The organism is Malikia spinosa, assembly GCF_002980625.1.
Taxonomy (GTDB): domain Bacteria; phylum Pseudomonadota; class Gammaproteobacteria; order Burkholderiales; family Burkholderiaceae_C; genus Malikia; species Malikia spinosa.
In genome coordinates, this window is sequence record NZ_PVLR01000033.1 from 1 (window position 1) to 17,855 (window position 17,855).

22 protein-coding genes and 1 pseudogene are annotated in these 17,855 nt (G+C 61.8%); 8 read left to right on the forward strand and 15 right to left on the reverse strand.

Annotated features, from left to right (window positions below; genetic code table 11):
• A partial coding sequence (locus C6P61_RS18380; RefSeq protein ID WP_211296975.1) for a phage integrase N-terminal SAM-like domain-containing protein occupies positions 1-163 on the reverse strand: 163 nt, incomplete at its 3' end.
• Between the two features lie 288 nt (positions 164-451).
• Here C6P61_RS18380 and C6P61_RS11725 point away from each other — a divergent pair.
• Entirely contained in the window at positions 452-784 is a 333-nt protein-coding gene (locus C6P61_RS11725; RefSeq protein WP_105730118.1) for a hypothetical protein, read from the forward strand.
• Between the two features lie 156 nt (positions 785-940).
• Positions 941-1,873: a hypothetical protein gene (locus C6P61_RS11730; RefSeq protein WP_105730119.1), complete on the forward strand. Its 933-nt coding sequence runs from the start codon at positions 941-943 to the stop codon at positions 1,871-1,873.
• 255 nt (positions 1,874-2,128) lie between these two features.
• Here the strand turns inward: C6P61_RS11730 and C6P61_RS11735 are convergent, their stop codons facing one another.
• From C6P61_RS11735 to C6P61_RS11755, 5 genes are all read right to left on the reverse strand, one after another.
• Positions 2,129-3,475, reverse strand: a complete 1,347-nt coding sequence (locus C6P61_RS11735) for a type II toxin-antitoxin system HipA family toxin (protein WP_105730120.1) — start codon at positions 3,473-3,475, stop codon at positions 2,129-2,131.
• A gap of 13 nt (positions 3,476-3,488) precedes the next feature.
• The gene (locus C6P61_RS11740) at positions 3,489-3,830 is read right to left on the reverse strand and encodes a helix-turn-helix domain-containing protein (protein WP_105730121.1); all 342 of its coding nucleotides are present in this window, start codon (positions 3,828-3,830) and stop codon (positions 3,489-3,491) included.
• Positions 3,831-4,353: 523 nt separating this feature from the next.
• The gene (locus C6P61_RS11745; protein ID WP_105730122.1) at positions 4,354-4,617 is read right to left on the reverse strand and encodes a hypothetical protein; all 264 of its coding nucleotides are present in this window, start codon (positions 4,615-4,617) and stop codon (positions 4,354-4,356) included.
• 67 nt (positions 4,618-4,684) lie between these two features.
• The gene (locus C6P61_RS11750) at positions 4,685-5,857 is read right to left on the reverse strand and encodes a type IV secretion system DNA-binding domain-containing protein (RefSeq protein WP_105730123.1); all 1,173 of its coding nucleotides are present in this window, start codon (positions 5,855-5,857) and stop codon (positions 4,685-4,687) included.
• Positions 5,844-6,236, reverse strand: a complete 393-nt coding sequence (locus tag C6P61_RS11755) for a hypothetical protein (RefSeq protein ID WP_105730124.1) — start codon at positions 6,234-6,236, stop codon at positions 5,844-5,846. Before C6P61_RS11755 ends, C6P61_RS11750 begins: the two co-directional genes overlap by 14 nt.
• 312 nt (positions 6,237-6,548) lie before the next feature.
• Here C6P61_RS11755 and C6P61_RS11760 point away from each other — a divergent pair, with 312 nt between their 5' ends.
• On the forward strand, positions 6,549-6,827 hold the full coding sequence (locus C6P61_RS11760; RefSeq protein WP_105730135.1) for a hypothetical protein: 279 nt from the start codon (positions 6,549-6,551) through the stop codon (positions 6,825-6,827).
• A gap of 163 nt (positions 6,828-6,990) precedes the next feature.
• Here the strand turns inward: C6P61_RS11760 and C6P61_RS11765 are convergent, their stop codons facing one another.
• The 4 genes from C6P61_RS11765 to C6P61_RS11780 are packed head-to-tail and all read right to left on the reverse strand — an operon-like array spanning position 6,991 to position 12,474.
• Positions 6,991-7,863 (reverse strand): DUF7281 domain-containing protein, encoded by an 873-nt coding sequence (locus tag C6P61_RS11765; RefSeq protein ID WP_105730125.1) that lies wholly within the window; start codon positions 7,861-7,863, stop codon positions 6,991-6,993.
• Positions 7,863-10,616 carry a coiled-coil domain-containing protein gene (locus C6P61_RS11770; protein ID WP_105730126.1) on the reverse strand — a complete coding sequence of 918 codons (2,754 nt, stop codon included), beginning with the start codon at positions 10,614-10,616 and terminating at the stop codon, positions 7,863-7,865. Before C6P61_RS11770 ends, C6P61_RS11765 begins: the two co-directional genes overlap by 1 nt.
• On the reverse strand, positions 10,616-11,218 hold the full coding sequence (locus tag C6P61_RS11775) for a condensin complex protein MksE (protein ID WP_105730127.1): 603 nt from the start codon (positions 11,216-11,218) through the stop codon (positions 10,616-10,618). The genes C6P61_RS11770 and C6P61_RS11775 overlap by 1 nt, the downstream gene beginning before the upstream one ends.
• Positions 11,215-12,474 carry a hypothetical protein gene (locus tag C6P61_RS11780; protein ID WP_105730128.1) on the reverse strand — a complete coding sequence of 420 codons (1,260 nt, stop codon included), beginning with the start codon at positions 12,472-12,474 and terminating at the stop codon, positions 11,215-11,217. Before C6P61_RS11780 ends, C6P61_RS11775 begins: the two co-directional genes overlap by 4 nt.
• Before the next feature lie 116 nt (positions 12,475-12,590).
• On the opposite strand from C6P61_RS11780, the gene C6P61_RS17730 reads away from it, so the two are divergent.
• Positions 12,591-12,803 carry a hypothetical protein gene (locus C6P61_RS17730; RefSeq protein ID WP_146115047.1) on the forward strand — a complete coding sequence of 71 codons (213 nt, stop codon included), beginning with the start codon at positions 12,591-12,593 and terminating at the stop codon, positions 12,801-12,803.
• Between the two features lie 100 nt (positions 12,804-12,903).
• On the opposite strand, the gene C6P61_RS11785 is transcribed toward C6P61_RS17730, so the two are convergent.
• Both C6P61_RS11785 and C6P61_RS18385 read right to left on the reverse strand, forming a co-directional pair.
• Positions 12,904-13,092, reverse strand: coding sequence for a DUF1653 domain-containing protein (locus tag C6P61_RS11785; RefSeq protein ID WP_105730129.1), 189 nt, complete (start codon positions 13,090-13,092; stop codon positions 12,904-12,906).
• A 36-nt stretch (positions 13,093-13,128) separates the two neighbouring features.
• A complete protein-coding gene (locus C6P61_RS18385) occupies positions 13,129-13,293 on the reverse strand; it encodes a hypothetical protein (protein ID WP_170067381.1) in 165 nt (54 codons plus the stop codon).
• Between C6P61_RS18385 and C6P61_RS18185 the strand changes: the two are divergent.
• A pseudogene (locus tag C6P61_RS18185) lies at positions 13,238-13,351 on the forward strand (IS66 family transposase); the annotation flags it as partial. The gene C6P61_RS18385 and the pseudogene C6P61_RS18185 sit on opposite strands and share 56 nt — an antisense overlap.
• A 90-nt stretch (positions 13,352-13,441) precedes the next feature.
• Here the strand turns inward: C6P61_RS18185 and C6P61_RS11790 are convergent.
• Together C6P61_RS11790 and C6P61_RS11795 are read right to left on the reverse strand one after the other, a co-directional pair.
• On the reverse strand, positions 13,442-14,731 hold the full coding sequence (locus C6P61_RS11790) for a type II toxin-antitoxin system HipA family toxin (protein ID WP_105730130.1): 1,290 nt from the start codon (positions 14,729-14,731) through the stop codon (positions 13,442-13,444).
• Positions 14,728-15,024 (reverse strand): helix-turn-helix domain-containing protein, encoded by a 297-nt coding sequence (locus tag C6P61_RS11795; protein WP_202428151.1) that lies wholly within the window; start codon positions 15,022-15,024, stop codon positions 14,728-14,730. Before C6P61_RS11795 ends, C6P61_RS11790 begins: the two co-directional genes overlap by 4 nt.
• A gap of 31 nt (positions 15,025-15,055) precedes the next feature.
• On the opposite strand from C6P61_RS11795, the gene C6P61_RS18315 reads away from it, so the two are divergent.
• The 3 genes from C6P61_RS18315 to C6P61_RS11810 all read left to right on the forward strand — a co-directional run bounded on the left by C6P61_RS18315 (position 15,056) and on the right by C6P61_RS11810 (position 16,309).
• Entirely contained in the window at positions 15,056-15,316 is a 261-nt protein-coding gene (locus C6P61_RS18315) for a helix-turn-helix domain-containing transcriptional regulator (RefSeq protein ID WP_342352623.1), read from the forward strand.
• Between the two features lie 379 nt (positions 15,317-15,695).
• Positions 15,696-15,989 carry a type II toxin-antitoxin system RelE/ParE family toxin gene (locus tag C6P61_RS11805; protein WP_105730132.1) on the forward strand — a complete coding sequence of 98 codons (294 nt, stop codon included), beginning with the start codon at positions 15,696-15,698 and terminating at the stop codon, positions 15,987-15,989.
• Between the two features lie 11 nt (positions 15,990-16,000).
• The gene (locus tag C6P61_RS11810) at positions 16,001-16,309 is read left to right on the forward strand and encodes an addiction module antidote protein (RefSeq protein WP_105730133.1); all 309 of its coding nucleotides are present in this window, start codon (positions 16,001-16,003) and stop codon (positions 16,307-16,309) included.
• 93 nt (positions 16,310-16,402) lie between these two features.
• On the opposite strand, the gene C6P61_RS11815 is transcribed toward C6P61_RS11810, so the two are convergent.
• Positions 16,403-17,855 (reverse strand): tyrosine-type recombinase/integrase (locus tag C6P61_RS11815; protein WP_105730134.1); only part of this gene is annotated, 1,453 nt, incomplete at its 5' end.

Genomic DNA, 17,855 nt, shown 5'->3' on the forward strand with positions numbered 1-17,855 from the left:
AAAGTCCATAACACGCTCTAGTGGCATACAGCAACGCGCTCAACGCCTGATTGTGCGTGGGTACCGCTACCCGAGGCTCGTTGGCCAGCATGACCAGGTAGTCCTCGATCTCCTCGCGCCCCATGCCGCGCGGGTGCCGAAAACCGCGCACTATGACAAACATTCGCACCCACTGCACCTAGGCTACCTTGGTGCGCAGGCTATAGTGTTTGTAACAAATTCGCTCACGGACCTGATACGGCAACCGTGCGGCGCAACACAGGGGCGGCGGGTTTCATGACTGAATTTAGTATCAGACGTTTGTACTACAACCTGGGCGCCCGGCCTGATGGCAGGCCGCTTGCGCCACTTCTTCTTTCCCAACTTAGACCGCAGGCGCCAGATATGGCCTGCGCCTGAGTGCGGTCTACATTACGTTAAACATCACAATTTTTTAGGAGGGCACATGCCAATGAGTCTGAACGAAGCCGCATTTCGCAAGCTAGTCGCCATCTACGACGGAGCCGGGGCAGGATCGGAGCGCCAGGTAGCGGCCATAGCAGCCATCGGTCGTTGCGGCGGTGATCCCGCCGTCGCGAAATTGATTAAAATCTATGACGGCGCTGGGGCCGGGTCTGCCAGGCAGACTGAAGCCATTAAGGCACTTGGCACCGCGGGTGGGCAGACCGCACTCCAAAAGCTCGTGTCAATCTACGAAGGGGCAGGTTCGGGATCTGAGAGGCAAATCGCAGCGATTTGGGCGATCGGCGAAATCGGTCGCCACGGCAGAATTGAACTGAAGTGAAGCAAGGTGGGTTGTGATGTTTAACTTGTCGGTCGAGACGGACACACAACGGCAGGGCGCCACGAGGCGCGCTGACGCAGCATGCACCTCGCAGCGCCCTGCCGTTGTGCGCCGCTCACCTTTACGTTAGGCCGCATAACCCCACCCTCACCACCTATGGAAAACACGAAAACCACCAATTGGTTCGTCCGGGCGCTCATCATCGCGTTCTGCGCTTTCCTCGGGACTCTCGTGGTGTATCGGTTCTTCTTCGTGGAACCGAAGGCAGACATATCCGCGGGACTTCTGGTCATCCTCGCCTTCATCCTAGTTCTCGTATTGAGCGAACTCTTCGACAACTTCTCGATTGGTCAGCTTGTCAGTGTTTCCAGAGACCTCAAGAAGAAGGAGGTTGAAACCACCAAGCTGAAGCAGGAGAACTCTGAACTTCGAGGCCATCTCATAGCGATTTCTACCAACATATCCCAGAAGCAGTCCAGCACAAATATTGTTGGATTGCCGACGAACTTGGCGGAACTCTTGACAGTTCGGAAAGCAGATCCAGAAGAAATCGAAAGCAAGAAAGCCGAAGATCAACCTGCACCGCCGATAGCCGTACCGCAAGCACAAGAAAGAACGCTCAATCGACGCAAGGCGGAGCAGCTGGCAATCGCAAAGTTTGTCTCCTCGCAGAATCTGCAAGCCTTCAATCTGATTGAGGAGGCAAAACTTTCGACACAGTTCAGTGGCATTGACCCAATCACTGATGTAACTCCAATCTTCGATGGATACATCAACACGTCAGACTCAGAAGTATTCATCGAGGCACGATTCACAGCCTATGCGAGCATGATGTTTAGAGATCGCCTCTATGTAATGCTGGCCAAGCTTCATCACTACAAGGTGCTAAAAACGGCCAACGTCTACCTGGCTCTTTTGCTGATCAATCTACCCGAGATGAGCTCGCGTTCGAACGGCTCATATCTCGACAGACTCCAGAGAGACTTCGGTCCAGCAATTGCGTCCGGCCTGCTTCGAATCCACGTGATAGAGCCATCAGATGAAGAAGCGCAGGCGCTCTACGAGACTACCAGCGCTAGTGCGGCCTAACCCTTCCATCGAGAGGACGTCGCCCAGCAAGCCGGGCGCCGCCTCTCATGTCAAACGTTGAGCGTCCGCTTCGACATCACGCCAGTGCCCGCTCTTGGCCGAAACCTGCCGGTCGCGGCGATGTTTTTTCTGACCGCTCCCAGCCTGAACCCGTCATCGACTCAATTGGTTCGGTGATGGTCAACTGCTGGCAGATTTCCGTCGATCATTGCACACACGGTGTGCTAAGCCACGCCCATGACTGTCGCAACACCATCAAGGCAACAGTTTGCGCAGCGCCGGCGTCGTCACCTCGTCGAGGTGGCGGAACGCCGGTGCAATCTTCTCGATCTCTTGCGCCGGGACGCCGAAACCCTCGAAGTAGACCCGCCACTCGCGCACGACGCGCCAGATGTCGGCAATCATCTCGCATGCCGCAGCGCGCGACAGGGTGAACATCTCATGCGAGGCGAGGGCGTTGTCGAGCGTGGCCAGTCTCCCTTGCGGACCTACACCCAGATGCAGGAACCGTTCCGACGCGAGGCTGGGTCTCGGCAACACGTCATAGAGCGGGCTCAGCCGCCAGCCGGCCAGGCGCGGGTCCCAGAGGAAGCCGTGGTTGCGCAGGTGGTCGTCGTCGTTGCTGACCAGGACGTTGTAAACCATGCGCTTGAACAGCTCCGCGTTATCCGCGCGGATGACGCTCGTGTGGCAGTGCCTTCGCACAGTCAGCGCGAGGTCTGTGTAGGCCTTCGTGCGCGATTCGGTCTCGTCGCAGCCGGCCATCGTGAGACCGCTGACAAAGCCCATGCGGTGTTCGGCCTTGACTTCCCCCGGCTGTGCCGTCAGCAGATCGTCCTTCAACCCCAGCGCCTGGCCTGGCTCGGCCCAGTAGCGGTCAAAGCGGCGGATGAGCATGACCTTGCGTCGGCCTATCGTGCGTACTTCTACCGGTGGCACGGTCAGTCCTGCCGCAGCCGCCAGGCGCAGTGCGGCGCATTCGATCGCCGGGATGTCGAAGCCGTCATGGCGGCTGGAGAACTTGGCCAGCCACAGCACGCCGTCCTCATCGCGCACCGAGGCCTTGGGGCGTGCGCCGCCCAGCGCCGTGCCGTCCATGAAGATGGCTTCCAGGTACGCCGGAATCGGCAAGCCTGCCTCGATGCGTTCGGCGGCATCCATCAGATGCTCCAGCGCATGAGTGCCGCTGTTGCCCGGCGTCGGGCCGTCATGGATGGATTCGCGAATGTCGAGCGCACCGACCCGGTCGCTGCCGGCATGCAGCAGGTACTGCGACTCGGGCAGGCTGTTGGTTGGAACCTTGAGCTTGGCCTCGATGACGCGTCGTCCCCAGGAGTCCGGTGCCGCATCGCGGATGCCGCCGAAGAGCGGCAGGCCGTTGGCCGGCAGCAGCCGCTTGCCCTGCACCGCGGTCCGATCCTGAATGCCCAGGCTCACCGGGTCGACTTCGAGCGCATCAATGCGGCGCAGGTAGTTCAGGCCGTAGGCAAAGCTGGACGCCAGGACGTTCGGCCCCTGTTCCGTCATCAGCAGCTGACCACAGGGCGCCCAGTCCTGGCCCAGGTGTGCGAAGACCATCAGCTTGAGCGCTTTGGCTGCCATGCGGGTCGCTCCTTCAGAAGTCGAGCTCTTTGAGCTCGGTCGCAGACAGGTCGCGTACGCGCTGGGTCTTCTCCCGGGCGGATAGGGCCAGCAAGGCGGGGTCGTTTTCGGACAGAAGATCCAGTAGGGTGCTACCCGGGGCAATCGCCTCCAGGTAGCGCAGGATCTGCCCGAATGCCAGGCCGGGGTCGCCCTTTTCGAGGCGGTAGACGGTGTTGCGCGAAAGCCCGGCGCGCAGGGCAGCGTCCGTCTGCTTGACCCTGCGTGCCAGGCGCAGGCGAGCCAGTTGCTGCCCGAGCTGGGCACACTCTTTCAGCTGGCTGCTGGAAAGGATGGCGGACTGGCTAACTTTCATGTCACTTAAAACGAGGTTAATATTCTAATAGATCGATTTTACGATCTTTCCATGTGGAGCGTCGTGCTGGTGAAGCACTGGTCTCCTGTTGCGTCCTCACTCCCCGAACACATTGGCCACCTCGCTGAACTGCCGCTTGGCGCTGGACCGGGTATAGCGGCTCAGCGTCACGGGCAAGGCGTGCCCTCGATGACTGCACAGCATCGGGCACAGCCCCTCTCTTGATCAGCCGGGTGGCAGAGGTGTGGCGCAGCCAGTGCGTCGCGGCCTTGTGGAGCGGCGCCTTCTCGTGACGAGGGAGGTCGATCGAAAGGATCGGGACAGGAACGATGGCTGAGGCAGGGAGCTGGGGCACGAATTCAACCGGCATCTCAATCCTGCCGCCTTGCTGAAAGGTGCGCAGACCAGTTCGAGGCACTTAAAATGTTACTTACGCAGTGATTAGCATCAGGCATTCCTTGGCGCTGCAGGAAAAACAAGGTCCTACAGCAGCCACAGCATGCGAATCCCGGATGGAGAGGCGTCATTCAACGGCTCTGACGCCACGGCATTTCGGGAAGGTCGCACAACCCCAGAAATGGTTGCCGATGTTCGTTCCCTGCCTGGCAGTGCGCTTGATGACCAACTGCCCGACCTGTCCCGGGACTGCGCTGCTGACCGCTTCGCTTGCCGCGTAGCGGTGCAAGACCCCGTATGCCAGTGCTGCCAGAACACATCCGACCCACCACGGAAAGGTGGCGGCGATGCCAGCTACATCTTCCAGCAAGCCTGTCTTCTTCTTTGCCATTGCTTCCTCCCTGTTCCTGATATGGAAAACCTGAACCCCGTCTGCATTCCATATGCCACCACCAGAGTCACAAGATGACGGCCTGGCCCATCAGATCGGACAGCAGTTTGGCCGCGGCCCCATCGGTGAAGCGCAGCAGCAGCTTGGTCTGGCAGCCGGAGATGATGGTCTTGGCCAGGTTGTGGCCATAGATCTCGTAGAGCTGGGAGAAGTCCTGCACCCCGAGCGACATGCCGGTGCGCTCGGTGGTTGGGTCGACATAGCTCGCGCCCGCCATTCCCTGCAAGAGCTTGTGCAGGTCCTCGAGATTGGTCTTGGCGATCGCGTGGTAGAGCTCGCGGTTGGTGCGCTTGCCTTTCTTGCCCAGTACCACGATCACGTCCTTGAGCAGCATGCGCCCGGCATGGGCCCAGAACGGATCGGAGCCGGCCGGATCCGGAATCAGGCCGTTGGCGATGTTGTCGTAGTGGTAGTCCTTGGCAATCTCCTGCCAGACGTTCCAGTTCGGGCTGCGCGCATCGAGCGGGTTCATCAGGATGTCCTTGCCTGCGCGGTAGAAGGCCTGGGTGAATTCTCCGGTCGGGTCGTACACGATCATGCGCTTGCCTTGTGCCCGGACCTGCTTCATCAGCGCGAAGAACTGCTGGGACTTGCCGGTGCCCTGGGCGCCGGCCAGCAGCGTGTGCAGGGTTTCCGACTTCAGGCGCATCGGCACGCCGGCGATCTCGTAGGGGCTGGCTTCCTTGCGCTGGCGCACCAGCATGGCGAGCTCAGGGCCGGCGACCAGCTGGGCGCCACGCAGCTGGCGGTCCTGCATCTTGGCGCGGCCGTAGCCCCACCAGTAGAGCGAGACCAGGAAGACAAATCCGGCCGCGCTCAGGACCCCGAACAGGCCGCCGTTGCGCAATTTTCTCCAGCCTTCCTCCGCCAGCGCTTGGGTCAGGCGGGCCACCTGTTCAACCTCCAGCAGGCGCAGCTGACCCTCAATATGCAGCTCCATCTTGCCGGCCGTCATGCCCAGCACATCGCGGGTGCGCGCGAGCACATTTCGCTCGAGCGCGTACTTCTCGGCAGCCGTGGTCGCGTGCCAGAAATAGCCCGATGTGACCGCGAGCCCGACCAGCACTGACAGCAGCACAACCGTACCGATGGCGACCACGAACAGCCGGGCCTGGTGCATCCACAGTTCGGAGCCGCGGGCGAAGCTGCCCATGCGCCCCTTGTCCTCACGTCTTGCCATCCGTGCCTCCCTTCAATTCCGCGAGCCTGGCCTTGGCGGCATCCTGGGCCTCGTAGAGCTTCTGGATGTCACGCGCCTCGATAATGGCAGTCAGCAGGTATTCCGACATGAAGACCGACAACAGCAATTCGTCGGGAATTCCAGCCCGTTCGCCAGTCTGCCCGCCAGCATGAATTTCATCAAGCAGGCGGCGCATCCTCTGTTCGATCTCATACGCCGATTCCGCGATCATTCCCTGCACGATCATGTTGCGCAAGAACTCTGAAAGCGTGGTGCCGGCTGCCTTGGCGCGCTTGCTGTAGAACTCTGCGGTGTCGCGATGCAGCCGCAGTCCGATGAACTTGGATCCGCTGTCGTCTGAATTTCGGATTTTTGGCATTTCCTGTTTCCTTTCAACGGCTTGCACGTCTGAATCGGGGCAGGTGTTTAACACGATCGTGCCAGGTGTTAAACAATGAATCATTTACTAGCGCTAGGAATTTCACGATTTCAACCAGGTTGCGTAATGTGTGACCAATTCCATGGGGTGCGGGGCTTGCCCTGAAAACTATGGAAGGAATCCCGTTTCTTGTCACCAGGCTCCAGTGGAAGAATTCCATCCAATCGATAGAATGCAGCCGATCCGGGTCGGATGGGTTGCAGCCCGATTCAGCTGAATTCCGTCCCGGATCGACAGTTCAGGGAGGTCGCCATGGAAGAAGAAACCGGTAGCGTCAAGACGGCACGCAAGGCCAGGACGCTGTACGAGGAAATCGCCCATCAGCGCGAGAAGTTGCACAAGCTCGAGGAACGTCAGCGCGAGCAGCAGCGCCGCGAGCGCGAGAAGAACCAGAAGGCGGTGCTCGAACTCATCAAGGCCGAGCGCCTCGACACAGTGCCAGCCGAGCGGTGGCGCACGGTCATGCCCAAGCTCAAGGCCTTGCTGGCGGTGGAGCCGGAGCCGGGGAAGAATCCGCAGAAAGGGACGTAAACCGTTCCGAGGTAACGCCCGGTCGATTGCAGACAAACTGACCCCTTGGACTGCGAGCCCACAAAGAGGGCCTGAATCAGTTCAGCTTCAGCAACAAAGCTTGCAAACAGTGCCACGGTGCATGTGGCTCCTCTGGCAACACGGCAGCACCATCAGTTTGCCTTCAGCGGCCGACTCCGCAGAGCCAGACCGATTCCTGTTCAAGGGCTCGGCCGGTATGAAGCATCTGCCGAGTCAACGGCATCAGATATTCCGGCAGCCGCTGGCGCGCACTGGTGAAGTCGCGCAGCGTATTCCGCCACAGCTGGGTACTGCCGTAGCAGTCCAGTTTTTCCGACCAGTCCGGCATCAACCAGAAACGGCAGGCATCTCCCAGCATGGCATGCAGCCGACTGAAGTTGGCCAGGCCTGTCCCATCGTAATCGGGAAAATGTATCACCTGGCCTGCTCGAGCTCGGCTACCGAGCCAGTTGAGCAAGATTCCGTTGAGCTGTCCGCCGTAGTAGGCGACCGTCGCCTTCGTGTTCTCGGGCAGCCAGTCGGTACGGTCGAACAGTGCCTGGTTTTCCACCAACCAAAGATCGTCCTCGGTTGCCCACGCATCGTTAGCGTCGACCTTCAAGGTCGCGGCACCGAAATCGAACGTGACATGGGACAGTGGCAACTCGATGTCCCGGCGGCTCTCGCGCCACACCACGCCTTCCCCTACCCCCTTGAGCAGCAGGTAGTAGTGCTCGTGCTGATGGGCGCCAGACTTGCTGTCGCGGGCCCGGGCGATCAGCCGGGCGCGAAGCGGAATCTGCTTGGCTGCGCCGGCATCAACGTCAGGCGAGAGCGCTGACAAATGGGTGGCAAAGAGTGCCGGATCGACGACCCGGTAATTCTCGCCACGGCCTTGGCGCTGGGAGCGCACTGCTCCGGTCTGGCGAGCAAATCGGTCTAGCGCGCTTCGCTGCGCGGCGGTGAACTGGCTGGCCGGCAACCCTGCTTGGGCATGCAGCTTGGCGAGTGCCGCCAGCAGCACCTTGTCGTTCATCAGGCCTCCAGTGGTTCGAGGATCTGCCAGCTCACTCGGCTGATCTGATTGCTGCCCTGCCGATGATGGATCGGCACACAGTAGCGCACGGTCGTGAGGGGGGCGGGCGACGCAAAGATCAGCGAGAAGCCGAACTCGGCGGCCGTCTCGATCAGGCTGCGCTGATTGCTGGAATCCAGTGCCAGGGCCTCGTCCAGATAGCAGACGCCCTGGATGGGCCGGCGCTGATCCTGCATCAGGTGCAGCATTGCCAAGCCCGTAATCAGCTTGGCCATCAGGACCGTGCCGTTGGACGCCGCGCTGTCGAGGTCATCGAACGATTCGGCCTCGCGGCCTGCCTTGCCCACCCGGAAGCGCAGCCGGAACAGATCGGCCACGCGCAATCCGTGCCGCGCATTGCCTTCCTCGACCAGCAGGGTCTTGGCGCGGTTGAGCTGCTCATCGTCGAGCACGCTCTGGTGGTTGAACAGCTCGAAGCTCTCGCCGGCACCTACGGTCTGGGCGGTCTCGATCAGGCGCTCGATGGCCTCGACCAACGCCGTCTCATCCTCGGGCTCGATCTTGAAAACGGCAAGATCGGAGAGTTGCCGGCCACTGATCTTGCGGTTGAATTCACGCATGCGCTGCTTGAAGGACAGCAGGCCATCGCGCAATTCACGCAGGCAGGCTGCCACGCTCACCACGGCCGTTCTCGCCTTCTTTTCCAGCGCTTCGGCTTCCTGCTGCAGATGGTGAGCAAAGTCGACCAGGCGCGCGATCTCGTCTTCTGCATCGGCGACGGACTGGTATTTCGTCAGGCCACCGCTGTGGACCTCGCTGAGCAGATGACGGATCTTTTCATCCAAGTCCTTGAGGCGGCGGCAGTCCGAGAGATAGGTCTGCAGGCGTTCGGCGAGCTCGTCGAGCTCAAACTGCGGCTGTCCCAGCCAGGGATGGTGCGGCAGCTCGGCCAGCCAGACGAACTGGCCTTCTTGATCCTGGCGCAGGTTGCGTCGCTGCTCGATCTGGCGGTGCTGTTGTGCAAGCGAAGACAGACCCTGCTGCAGTTGCTGGCGTTGCTGATCGAGCGCCTTGAGACGATCTGCCGATTGGGACAGCGTCAGTGCCAGCCCGGTCAGCATCCCGGTGAGCTCAGCCAGCCTGTCCTGTCGCCCGGCTTCGTTCTTCTGCAGAGTCTGCATCTCCGTGTAGTCACGCAACTCGGTATCCAGCTGAGCCAGCTGCTGCTCCAGTGCCAGGCGCTGCTGCTTGACCGTTTCCAGCGCCTCTGCGGTGGCGAGCTGTTGCTCGAGAAGCCGCTGGTGTTGCTCCTGCTCCTGCTGCAGTTCAGCCAGTTCAGCGAGCGTGCGCTGCTGGTACTGCACAGGCAATTCGTCCAGGCGAAGCTGCAGGCCCGGCAGAGCGAACTTGCGTTCGTCCGTGTGCTCGAGTGCCGCGGTCAAGTTCTGGGCGTTCAGTGCAAAGGCGTCTGCGCCCAGCGACAGCACGGGTCTTGCCAATACCTTGTTCAGTGCTGCGAGTTGTTCGGGTGGCAGATGGGTAGCCAGTTGCTGGTACAGACTGCAGCCTTGGGTCCGCATTTCCTGGCCTAGCTGGGCCAGCTCCTGCGCCAGGCGTTGAAGTTCGCGCCGGATCGCCTTGGGCTCGCGGCTCTCTGCCTGGCCGATCCTGAAAATCAAGGCATCCCGCTCAGCCTCCAGTTCCTGGCGGCGATCCTCCAGGAGGAATTTCTCCGGAACCAGCGCGAAACGCTGCTGCAAGCCGGACAGGCGTTCGCGTTCCTGCCAAAGCCTGGACTGCTCCTGCTCAAGGGATTTTTTCTCCAGGGCCAGCTCAATGTCCTGCGCACGCAGGCGCAGCAGTTCACCACCGAGTTGCTCCTGCTGATGTTCGAATTCCCGCTGACGGGTTTCGAAATGCCGTTGCCACTGAGCCAGCGCGTCCTCAATCATCGGCCGCCAGACCAGCAGCTTGCCGCGCAGTTCCATGCGCTCCTGCTGCCGCTGCTCCAGCTCCTCCAGGACCTGCTGCAGCCTGACTGCGGCGAGATACTGGCTGCGCTCGGCATTGAGCTCGGCAAACGCCTTGTCCCATTCTGCCTTGAAGTCGATGCTGGCATCAGGCAAGTCGCGCTGGAAGATCTGCAGCAGGTAGTCCTTCACCTCGCTGGAGCGCAGCTTGTCCAGCCTCAACGTTCGGGTCAGGACACGCTGGAAGGTGGCCGCATCATTGGCATGCTCCAGGCGGAAGACACAGAAATCCTGCTGGCCGACCAGCTTGCGGCTGCGCCCCCCGTAGACCATGTTGGCAAACTCATTGCTGCTGTAGCTGAAGACCCGGCGCTGGTGCGTCGCCAGATGGCTGGCCAGCTGCGGCTGCGGTACCAGCGAACCATCCGGTAGCCGGAATTCCTCGACATTGAGCTGTCCGGCATAAGCAAAGTATTCGTAATCGAAACTCACCCCTTTGCCGACACAGCCCAGCACCATGGTGCCGGACTCCGGCAGCGAGACCTCCAGCAGCACATAGGAGCTGTTGTGCGGGAAATAGAAACGCCGGCTCTTGTCTACATCGTGGGCGCCAAAATCCATGCGGCGCCGGTCAATGATCAGCAGGAACTGCAGGGCGTTGATCAGGCTGGTCTTGCCCCTGTTGTTCGGCGCGACTAGCGAGACTGCGCCATCGAGCGGCAATTCCGCCCTCGAGTAACCGGCACTGTTGAGCAGCACCAGCTGCTGGAATCCAAACTGCATCACAGATCCTCCTCGTCTTTCGCCTCTTCCGTGGCGAAAGCGGAGTCCATCAGCTGGTCTGGATCATGCTGTGCTGCCTGTTCGGTCGCCGCCAGTGCCTCGAAATGGTCGAGGTAGCGGCATACGGCCGGCAGCAGACGCCAACCGGAGGGTTCCGACAAGGCAAAACCGAGCGTGCAGGCCCGGTTGATCAGTTCCACCAGACCGTCGGGTGCGATGCCTTCGGCATTGAGCACTTCCTGCTGCTGTTCGTGGACCTCCATCAGCCACTCACGATCGATCAGCCAGTCCGAGAAACGCAGCAGCGGTTTGCCGGCGTTCGCCTGAGCTTCGAAAATCACCATGAAAAGCAAGGCGAGTTGGCGGCTGGTCTTGCCGATGAGGCTGTTGGCCTCGGCGGTGTGGAACCAGCCAAATCCCCGTCGATCCAGGCGCAGCTCGTAGCCCAGCGCTGCAAACAGGCTGCGGTAGGCATCTTCCTGCTGCTCCAGTTCGACCCACAGGGCAGGTTCGGCGATCCGGTTCAGGTGTTTGCCAGACAAGAACAGCCGGAATAGTTCGGCCAGAGAGGGCATGCATTCCAGCGAGAGGGAGTAGTTCATGTAGCCGTACTCATCCGGTGTGGGTGATGCAGGACACGGACCGTGTGCAGCTCCGTGGCCTTGACCTCAGGTGCAGCCTCGCACTCCCAGCCCGCTTCGTGCTGCAGATCATGGAACAGGCGCAGCAAGGTGGTGTCCGCCAGCTGGCAATAGTGTGTCTGCAGCCAGTCGAGCAGGCTTTCGACTGGCAGGCTCTGCCGCAGATGGGCGCGAATGCCCGCCTCATCGACCAGCTCCAGCTGGTCCTGGGGTTCGACCGGCAGGCCTTGTGGAAAGGCGACGGTCTGGGGCACATAATTTCGAGCGGCGGCCATGATGCCGCGCACCTCGTCGCCCAGTTGCAGCCTGAAGCCACGCTCGTTGCGCCAGAGCGGCAGCGATGTGTCTGGCGTCTTGCGCGCCAAGGTGCGCTTGAGTCCGCGTTTGCGAACCTGGCCCAACAGCGCACTGACCGCGCTGCTCAGCGCGTTGTGCTGGCGTAGTTCCTCTCGCAAGGGCAGCAGGGTATCGGCGCACTGCTGCGCCACCAGGCGACCAAAACGACGCAATTCCTTGGCTTGGTGTGCCACCTGCCTCAGTTGCAGGCGGTGGGTATACAGGGCGCCTTGGACGGCCAGTTGCTCGACCGCCCAGTCCAGCGAGCGCTCCGCTTCTTCCAGGTAGCGATAGAAAGTGCCTTCCGGTCCGGTGTCCATCATCTGGTTCATCGGCTCGACATACTTATCGAACGCCTCCAGCACCCTTCGGTAGCGCTGTGCCACCGGCATGCTGCTGTCGGAACTCTTGGCGGTTTCGGCCAGATCGAGGATGGCGTGCCGGTCCTGATCCAGTTGCTGACTGATCTGTCGGAACAGCTCGGCCAGTTGCCTAGCAGCCCTCCTGACTCGGTCCCTGTCCGAGCCCTTCATGCCTTCGTTGAGCCCCTCGGTGGCCTCGCGGATGGCGGCCACCCGTGCTTGCAGCACCGCTGTCAGGCCCAGCTCGTGCTCCCGGGTCAGGCCTCTGACGAACTCCAGGACATAAGCATTGATCTGCAGGTCGCTACTGCGTGGCAGGGATTGCAACACGGCCGCGTTGACCAGTGTGCGCAGCACCCCACCTTGCGCTTCGGCATCGAGCTCAGGCGACACCTTGGCGATGCAGTTCAACGCCTGCTCGCTGGTGAACACGGCAAACTCGCGCGACAGGCGCACAAAACCCTCCACCGCATCCCAGTGGGTGTAGAGAGCCCAGACGAGTGATCGGGGGTTGAACATTTCCGTTGAGAACTTCGGCACTTAGCCCGCACAGCGCTGCGCGATGCTGAGCTGCAGCGTCTTGCGGTGAACCGTAACCGCACGCTGCATTCAGTCATTCAGCACGGAGGAGAAATATGACGGCAACGGCGCAAACCATCTTAACCTTCGCCACTGGACGTGTGTCGCATGAATTCGTCGAACAGGGTCACAGTAAAGGCAAGCATTCAGTATTCAGGACTGAAGACCATCCCTTTATTGATCAGACTGTCACGGACCGGACCAACATGATCGCGGGTCGTTTCAAGGTAGAGGCCGCTTCGAACGAAAATTGGCAGGCAGCGGCTTGACTGCGGTCGACGCGCAGGATGTTTTAGGACAGGTCTCGTTTCAGGCGGGATCGAGGATCACGAACCGAGGCACCTTCCCTTCCGCCGTTACGACCGTCTCCTAAAAATCCGAGATTGGGCGCATCCAGGTGACGTGCTGCATGTCGCCTTGTTGAGGCTGGTAGGGAATGCCGGGCTTGAGGGTGGTTTCGATCAGACAGCTGCCGACCACGACGTAGAGGCCACCCTTGTAATGTCGCAGGCGTGTGCCGGGCTTGAATTGGCCGGCACCATGAGCTTGGAAATTCATGCAGCGAGGGTACTGACGCTCTTGACCTGCTTTGGCTCAGGCCCGCTGGATCACGAAATCGTACAGTGGCTTTGCGATGCAGGGCAGGCAGTAGCCGTCACGCTTTTCTTCCAGGCTGAGCCCGGGCCATTGAATGTCGTAGGCCATCATCGACAAGGGGCTGGCGACCACCGCCTTGCTGGCCCAGGTGCTGGTGGCCAAGTACGCCGATCACCTGCCGCTACACCGCCGGGAGGCCGTCCACGGGTGTGCTGGCGTGCCTGGGTATGTGACAAAGCCAGGACTTGTCAACAAATTGATCCAGCCTACGCCGGCCACGATGTGGTTGCTGACCTCACACCCTTTTGTTCTATCCGCCAAGCGTGGCAACGAGCGGCAGTCCGGCTTGATGGGTCTCGATGCGCTGAATCAGCCGCTGCGGTACCTGGACCGCATGAAACCGGTCTCGCCAACCTTGCAGCACCTGCTGACCAGCATGCCGCACCTCCGCCATCACCGAGTCCAGCACCTGGTCAGCAATACCCACCCGGGTCAGGAAGGCGGCAAAGCTGTCCAGCGTGATGTCAGCAAAGCGCTTGACGCCGGCCATGTTCAGTGCCAGCGAGGTCTCGCGGCTCATGTAGGCTACGGTGGGCACCAGATCGTAGGCCGGTGCCAGCCGGGGGCGCGTCGGGTCGCGGTAGATCAGCGACCAGTTCTTGATGTGGGCATCGCCGTTGCCCATCAGCACGTTGAACACCATCCGCCGGGCCATTTCCTGCAGGTCGGCCAGTCCGCCAGCGTAGCGCAGCAGGGTTCGACCAATCATCTCGTGGTTGACCTGGCCGTATTTCTGCTGTGGCCTCAGGTTGAAGACCTGGGCAAAGTCTTCGATATGGATGCGAGCCTCTCCGGTTGTCGACTCCGGGCGGTCGAAGCGGCGGATGGCGTAGAAGGGTTCACCCGTATCGAAAGCCTGCAGGTCGGGCAGGCCGTCGATCTGGCTGGCGGGCACCAGACGGATCTCGGGCACCTCGATGCCAGCAGCCTGTGCGACTTGCATCGTGGCGGCTTCGACCAGGGGCAGCGCCTCGAAGTCGCGCGATGGCGGCTTGACCAGGTAGTTGCCCAGCGCCTGCTCGCCGGCCAGCGTCAGGCGCTCGCCCTGGCGCAGCATCGAGAACTTCATCTGCATGCCCGCCAGCGAGAACTTGAGCTCGTGCAGCAGATCGGTCCCGGCAGGGCCAGAAGCCGGCTGGGTTGTCGTCCTGCCTCGGCTATTGACCTGCACTTCAGCAGGAGAAGTGATCACGGCTCCGGGCAGATCGCGGCCGAGCGCCCGCAGCAGCAGGAACTCCCTATCCTCGTGGACCTTGAGGCGCTGGGCAATGGTGCGTCGCAGCCCGCCCTCGGGCAGCAGGTTCGAGAAGAACGGCGGCGCCTTGACCGAGGCCAACTTGTGCCGGCTGTCGAGCAGCAGCGCCCGGGTGCTGGCCTCGTCATTCGGACGTGCCAGCGACAGCGAGAGGATCGGTCGATCCTGACCCAGGTCCAGATAGCCCTCGTCGATCACGAACTGGGTCTTTTCGTCGGGGTAATGAGTCAGGTAGCCGACCAGCACCTCGTTCAGGTGGACTGCCAGGGTACTGACCGCATTCATGTCTCGTCCCTCAGGTCACCGAACTCGTCGAGCAGGTCGAGCGGCTTGTCCCCTGCAAGCCGGTCAGGGACTCCGACCGGGCCTGGTTTCAGGTAAGTGCCTTGCCCGATCGGTGCCAGCGTCACCTCGAGGCCCAGCGCCGAGGCGTAGCCGATCAGCGTGTCCAAGGTGACATCGCCGCCGTTCTCGATCCTGGAGACAGTCGCCTGGCGCAGGCCTCCCACCTTGCTCTGTGGCATGCCGAGCTGCTCGCGGCGCAGGCGCAAGGCATGGCCCAGGCGTGAAAGGGTCACTGGATGCTTGATACGTTTTTCCGTATTTATCATGACTAAAATATACGATAAAACGTATTTTTTGGCTTCTGTCCAAAATACATATAGCCAAGAAAGTCCGAAATCAGCTGCAGGCACCTACCTGTCACTGGTGCTCGAGGACGGCGATCCAGCCCTGCTGGTGGTCACCCTGGGCGACATTGCCCGGGCGCGCAACATGACCCAGCTGGCCCGCAGTCCCATGGATTCGAGGAAACGCAGCACGAAGCGCATCCAGTGGAGGGCCGGGGACGGCTCCGCCTGCTCGAAGTAGCGCAGCAGCGCCTGCATCGCGCCTTCCGTGATCGCCTCGACATGCCAGTCCAGCCAGGCCGACACGACGATCAGCGCCTGCTGGCGGCTGCCTGGCGTGAGCTGACCGCGGAACGGCGCCCAGCCCAGTTCGCCGGGCGCGGCCTTGCGCCGCGAGAGGTAGTGCGGCGGAATTTCGCGCAGGAAGCTGGTGAAGGCCACCGCGTCCTGCACGTTCAGCCCTGCTGCGAAGGGTCGCTCGCAGCCAGATCCGGTCATAGGCCTGCATACCCAGCGAGGGCCGCGCTTCGGCCTGTCGTTCTCGTGAAGTTGCTTACTGAATGTCTGTTTTTCTGTGAACTAGAGTTGACGAAACATGAGGTGATAACTATAATTTACATATGATCACCATCAAGCGGATGCCGCAATTCGATGCCTGGTTCGCGGGCATCAAGGACGACATGACCCGCAGGCGCTTGCTGATGCGCTTGCGCAAGGTTTCGCTGGGCAATCTGGGCGACGTCAGGCCGGTGGGAGACGGCGTCTGGGAGATGCGCGAGTTCTTTGGCCCGGGATGGCGCATGTACTACGTGCAACAAGGTAGCGTGCTGGTGGTCATGCTGGGTGGTGGTGACAAGAGCAGCCAGCCACGTGACATCGAAGCCGCCAAATCCCTGGCGCAGAACCTGATTTGAGGAGCAGTACCATGAGCAACAAGATCTCTATCGCTGACCTGCCGACCTTCGACGTGGCCGAACACCTGAAGAACGAGGACGACATCGCGGCTTACCTGGCATTGGTGCTCGAGGATGGCGATCCGGCGCTGCTGGCAGCCACCCTGGGCGACATTGCCCGGGCACGTAACATGGCCCAACTGGCCCGCGACACGGGAATGACCCGCGAGGGGCTGTACAAGGCGCTGTCGGGCCAGGGCAACCCCAGTCTGGCCACGATCATGAAGGTGATGAAGGCACTGGGACTGCGTCTCAGCGTGGCCCCAGCAGCCCACGCCTGAGCAGCGCCCGGCTCGGTCAAGCTTCCAGGAAGAGCTCTGTGACTGAACAGCTCGACATCGCGATTGGCGCAAGCACCTGGCTGCTGTTGAGCCTCACTCCCCGAACACCTTGGCCACCTCACTGAACTGCCGCTTGGCACTGGACCTCGTGTAGCGGCTCAGCGTCACAGGCGACGCATGCCCCATGGACGACTGCACCGCATCGGGCGCCGCCCCTTTCTCGATCAGGCGGGTGCCAAAGGTGTGGCGCAGCCAGTGGGTGGAGGCCTTGTAGAGCTGGTTCTTTTCGTGGCGAGGGAGGTCAGCGGCCGAGACCGCCTTCTCCAGCCAGCGCCTGACGGTCTGGTAGAGCGCCGGATAGGTGATCGGCGTCATAGGGTCCCTGGCCGAGGCCAGGATCGGCGTCTGGGCAGGTGCCTGCAGGAAGTCGCCCAGGCCGCGGGCGGCAAGATAGTCGTTGAGGGCATCCCTGGCCTGACGGTTGAGCGTGACATGCCGGTTCTTGGCGCCCTTGCCATGCACCTTCAGCGCCAGGCCTTCCGGGAGGGTGACCAGGTCACCCAGCCGTGCGGCCAGTAACTCGCTGGCCCGCAGTCCCATGGATTCGATGAAACGCAGCACGAAGCGCATCCGGTGGAGGGCCGGGGACGGCGCCGCCTGCTCGAAGTAGCGCAGCAGCGCCTGCATCGCGCCTTCCGTGATCGCCTTGACCTCGCCGGTGGCCGCCTGGTCATCGCCCTGCTTCCTGGAGACCAGCCGGAACGGATTGGCCTCGACATGCCGGGCCTCGACCAGCCAGTCCAGCCAGGCCGACACGACGATCAGCGCCTGCTTGCGGCTGCCCGGTGTCAGCTGGCCCCGAAACGGCGCCCAGCCCAGTTCGCCGGGCGAGGCCTTGCGCCGTGAAATGAAGTGAGACGGAATCTCGCGCAGGAAGCCGGTGAAGGCCACCGCGTCCTGCACGTTTAGTTGCTGCGGCGAGACGCCCGGGCGCTCATGGCGCAACCAGACCAGGAAGCGTCCGACTTCCCGCGCGTAGACCTTGCGCGTGGCGTCGGAATTGGCCCGGGCCGCGATCCAGGCCTCGACCGTCTGCTCGGTCGTGACCTCGCCCAGCAGGCTGCCGGCCAGGACCGACGACGCCGGCCCTGACAGCACCAGCGCCCGCCCTGTCTGCTGGCCCGTTCCAAAGAACGGCAGCGCCTGCGCCTCACGCGGCAGCAGCGTGCGCAGGAAGGCTTCGATGCGCTGCGCCTTGGCCTTGCCCACCGCTGGAAGGGACTTGTACCAGGCACCGCCGGTGCTGACCCGGGCGTTCAACTCGCCCAGCGTATGAAATCCCGCCAAGTCCAGCTTGCGGGCCAACGCCTCGTCAAACCAGCCGCCGACGAAGTCCGACGGACTCGGCGCCTCGGCCATGGCCGATTCGAGTGACCGCAGCAGCTCGATCTGGCGCTTGCGCAGACGCTCGCGTCGCTGTGCCTTCGGGTCGGGGCCGTGGACCTCGCCACAGAACTCGGTGTAGAGCTCGATGACCTCGGCCTCG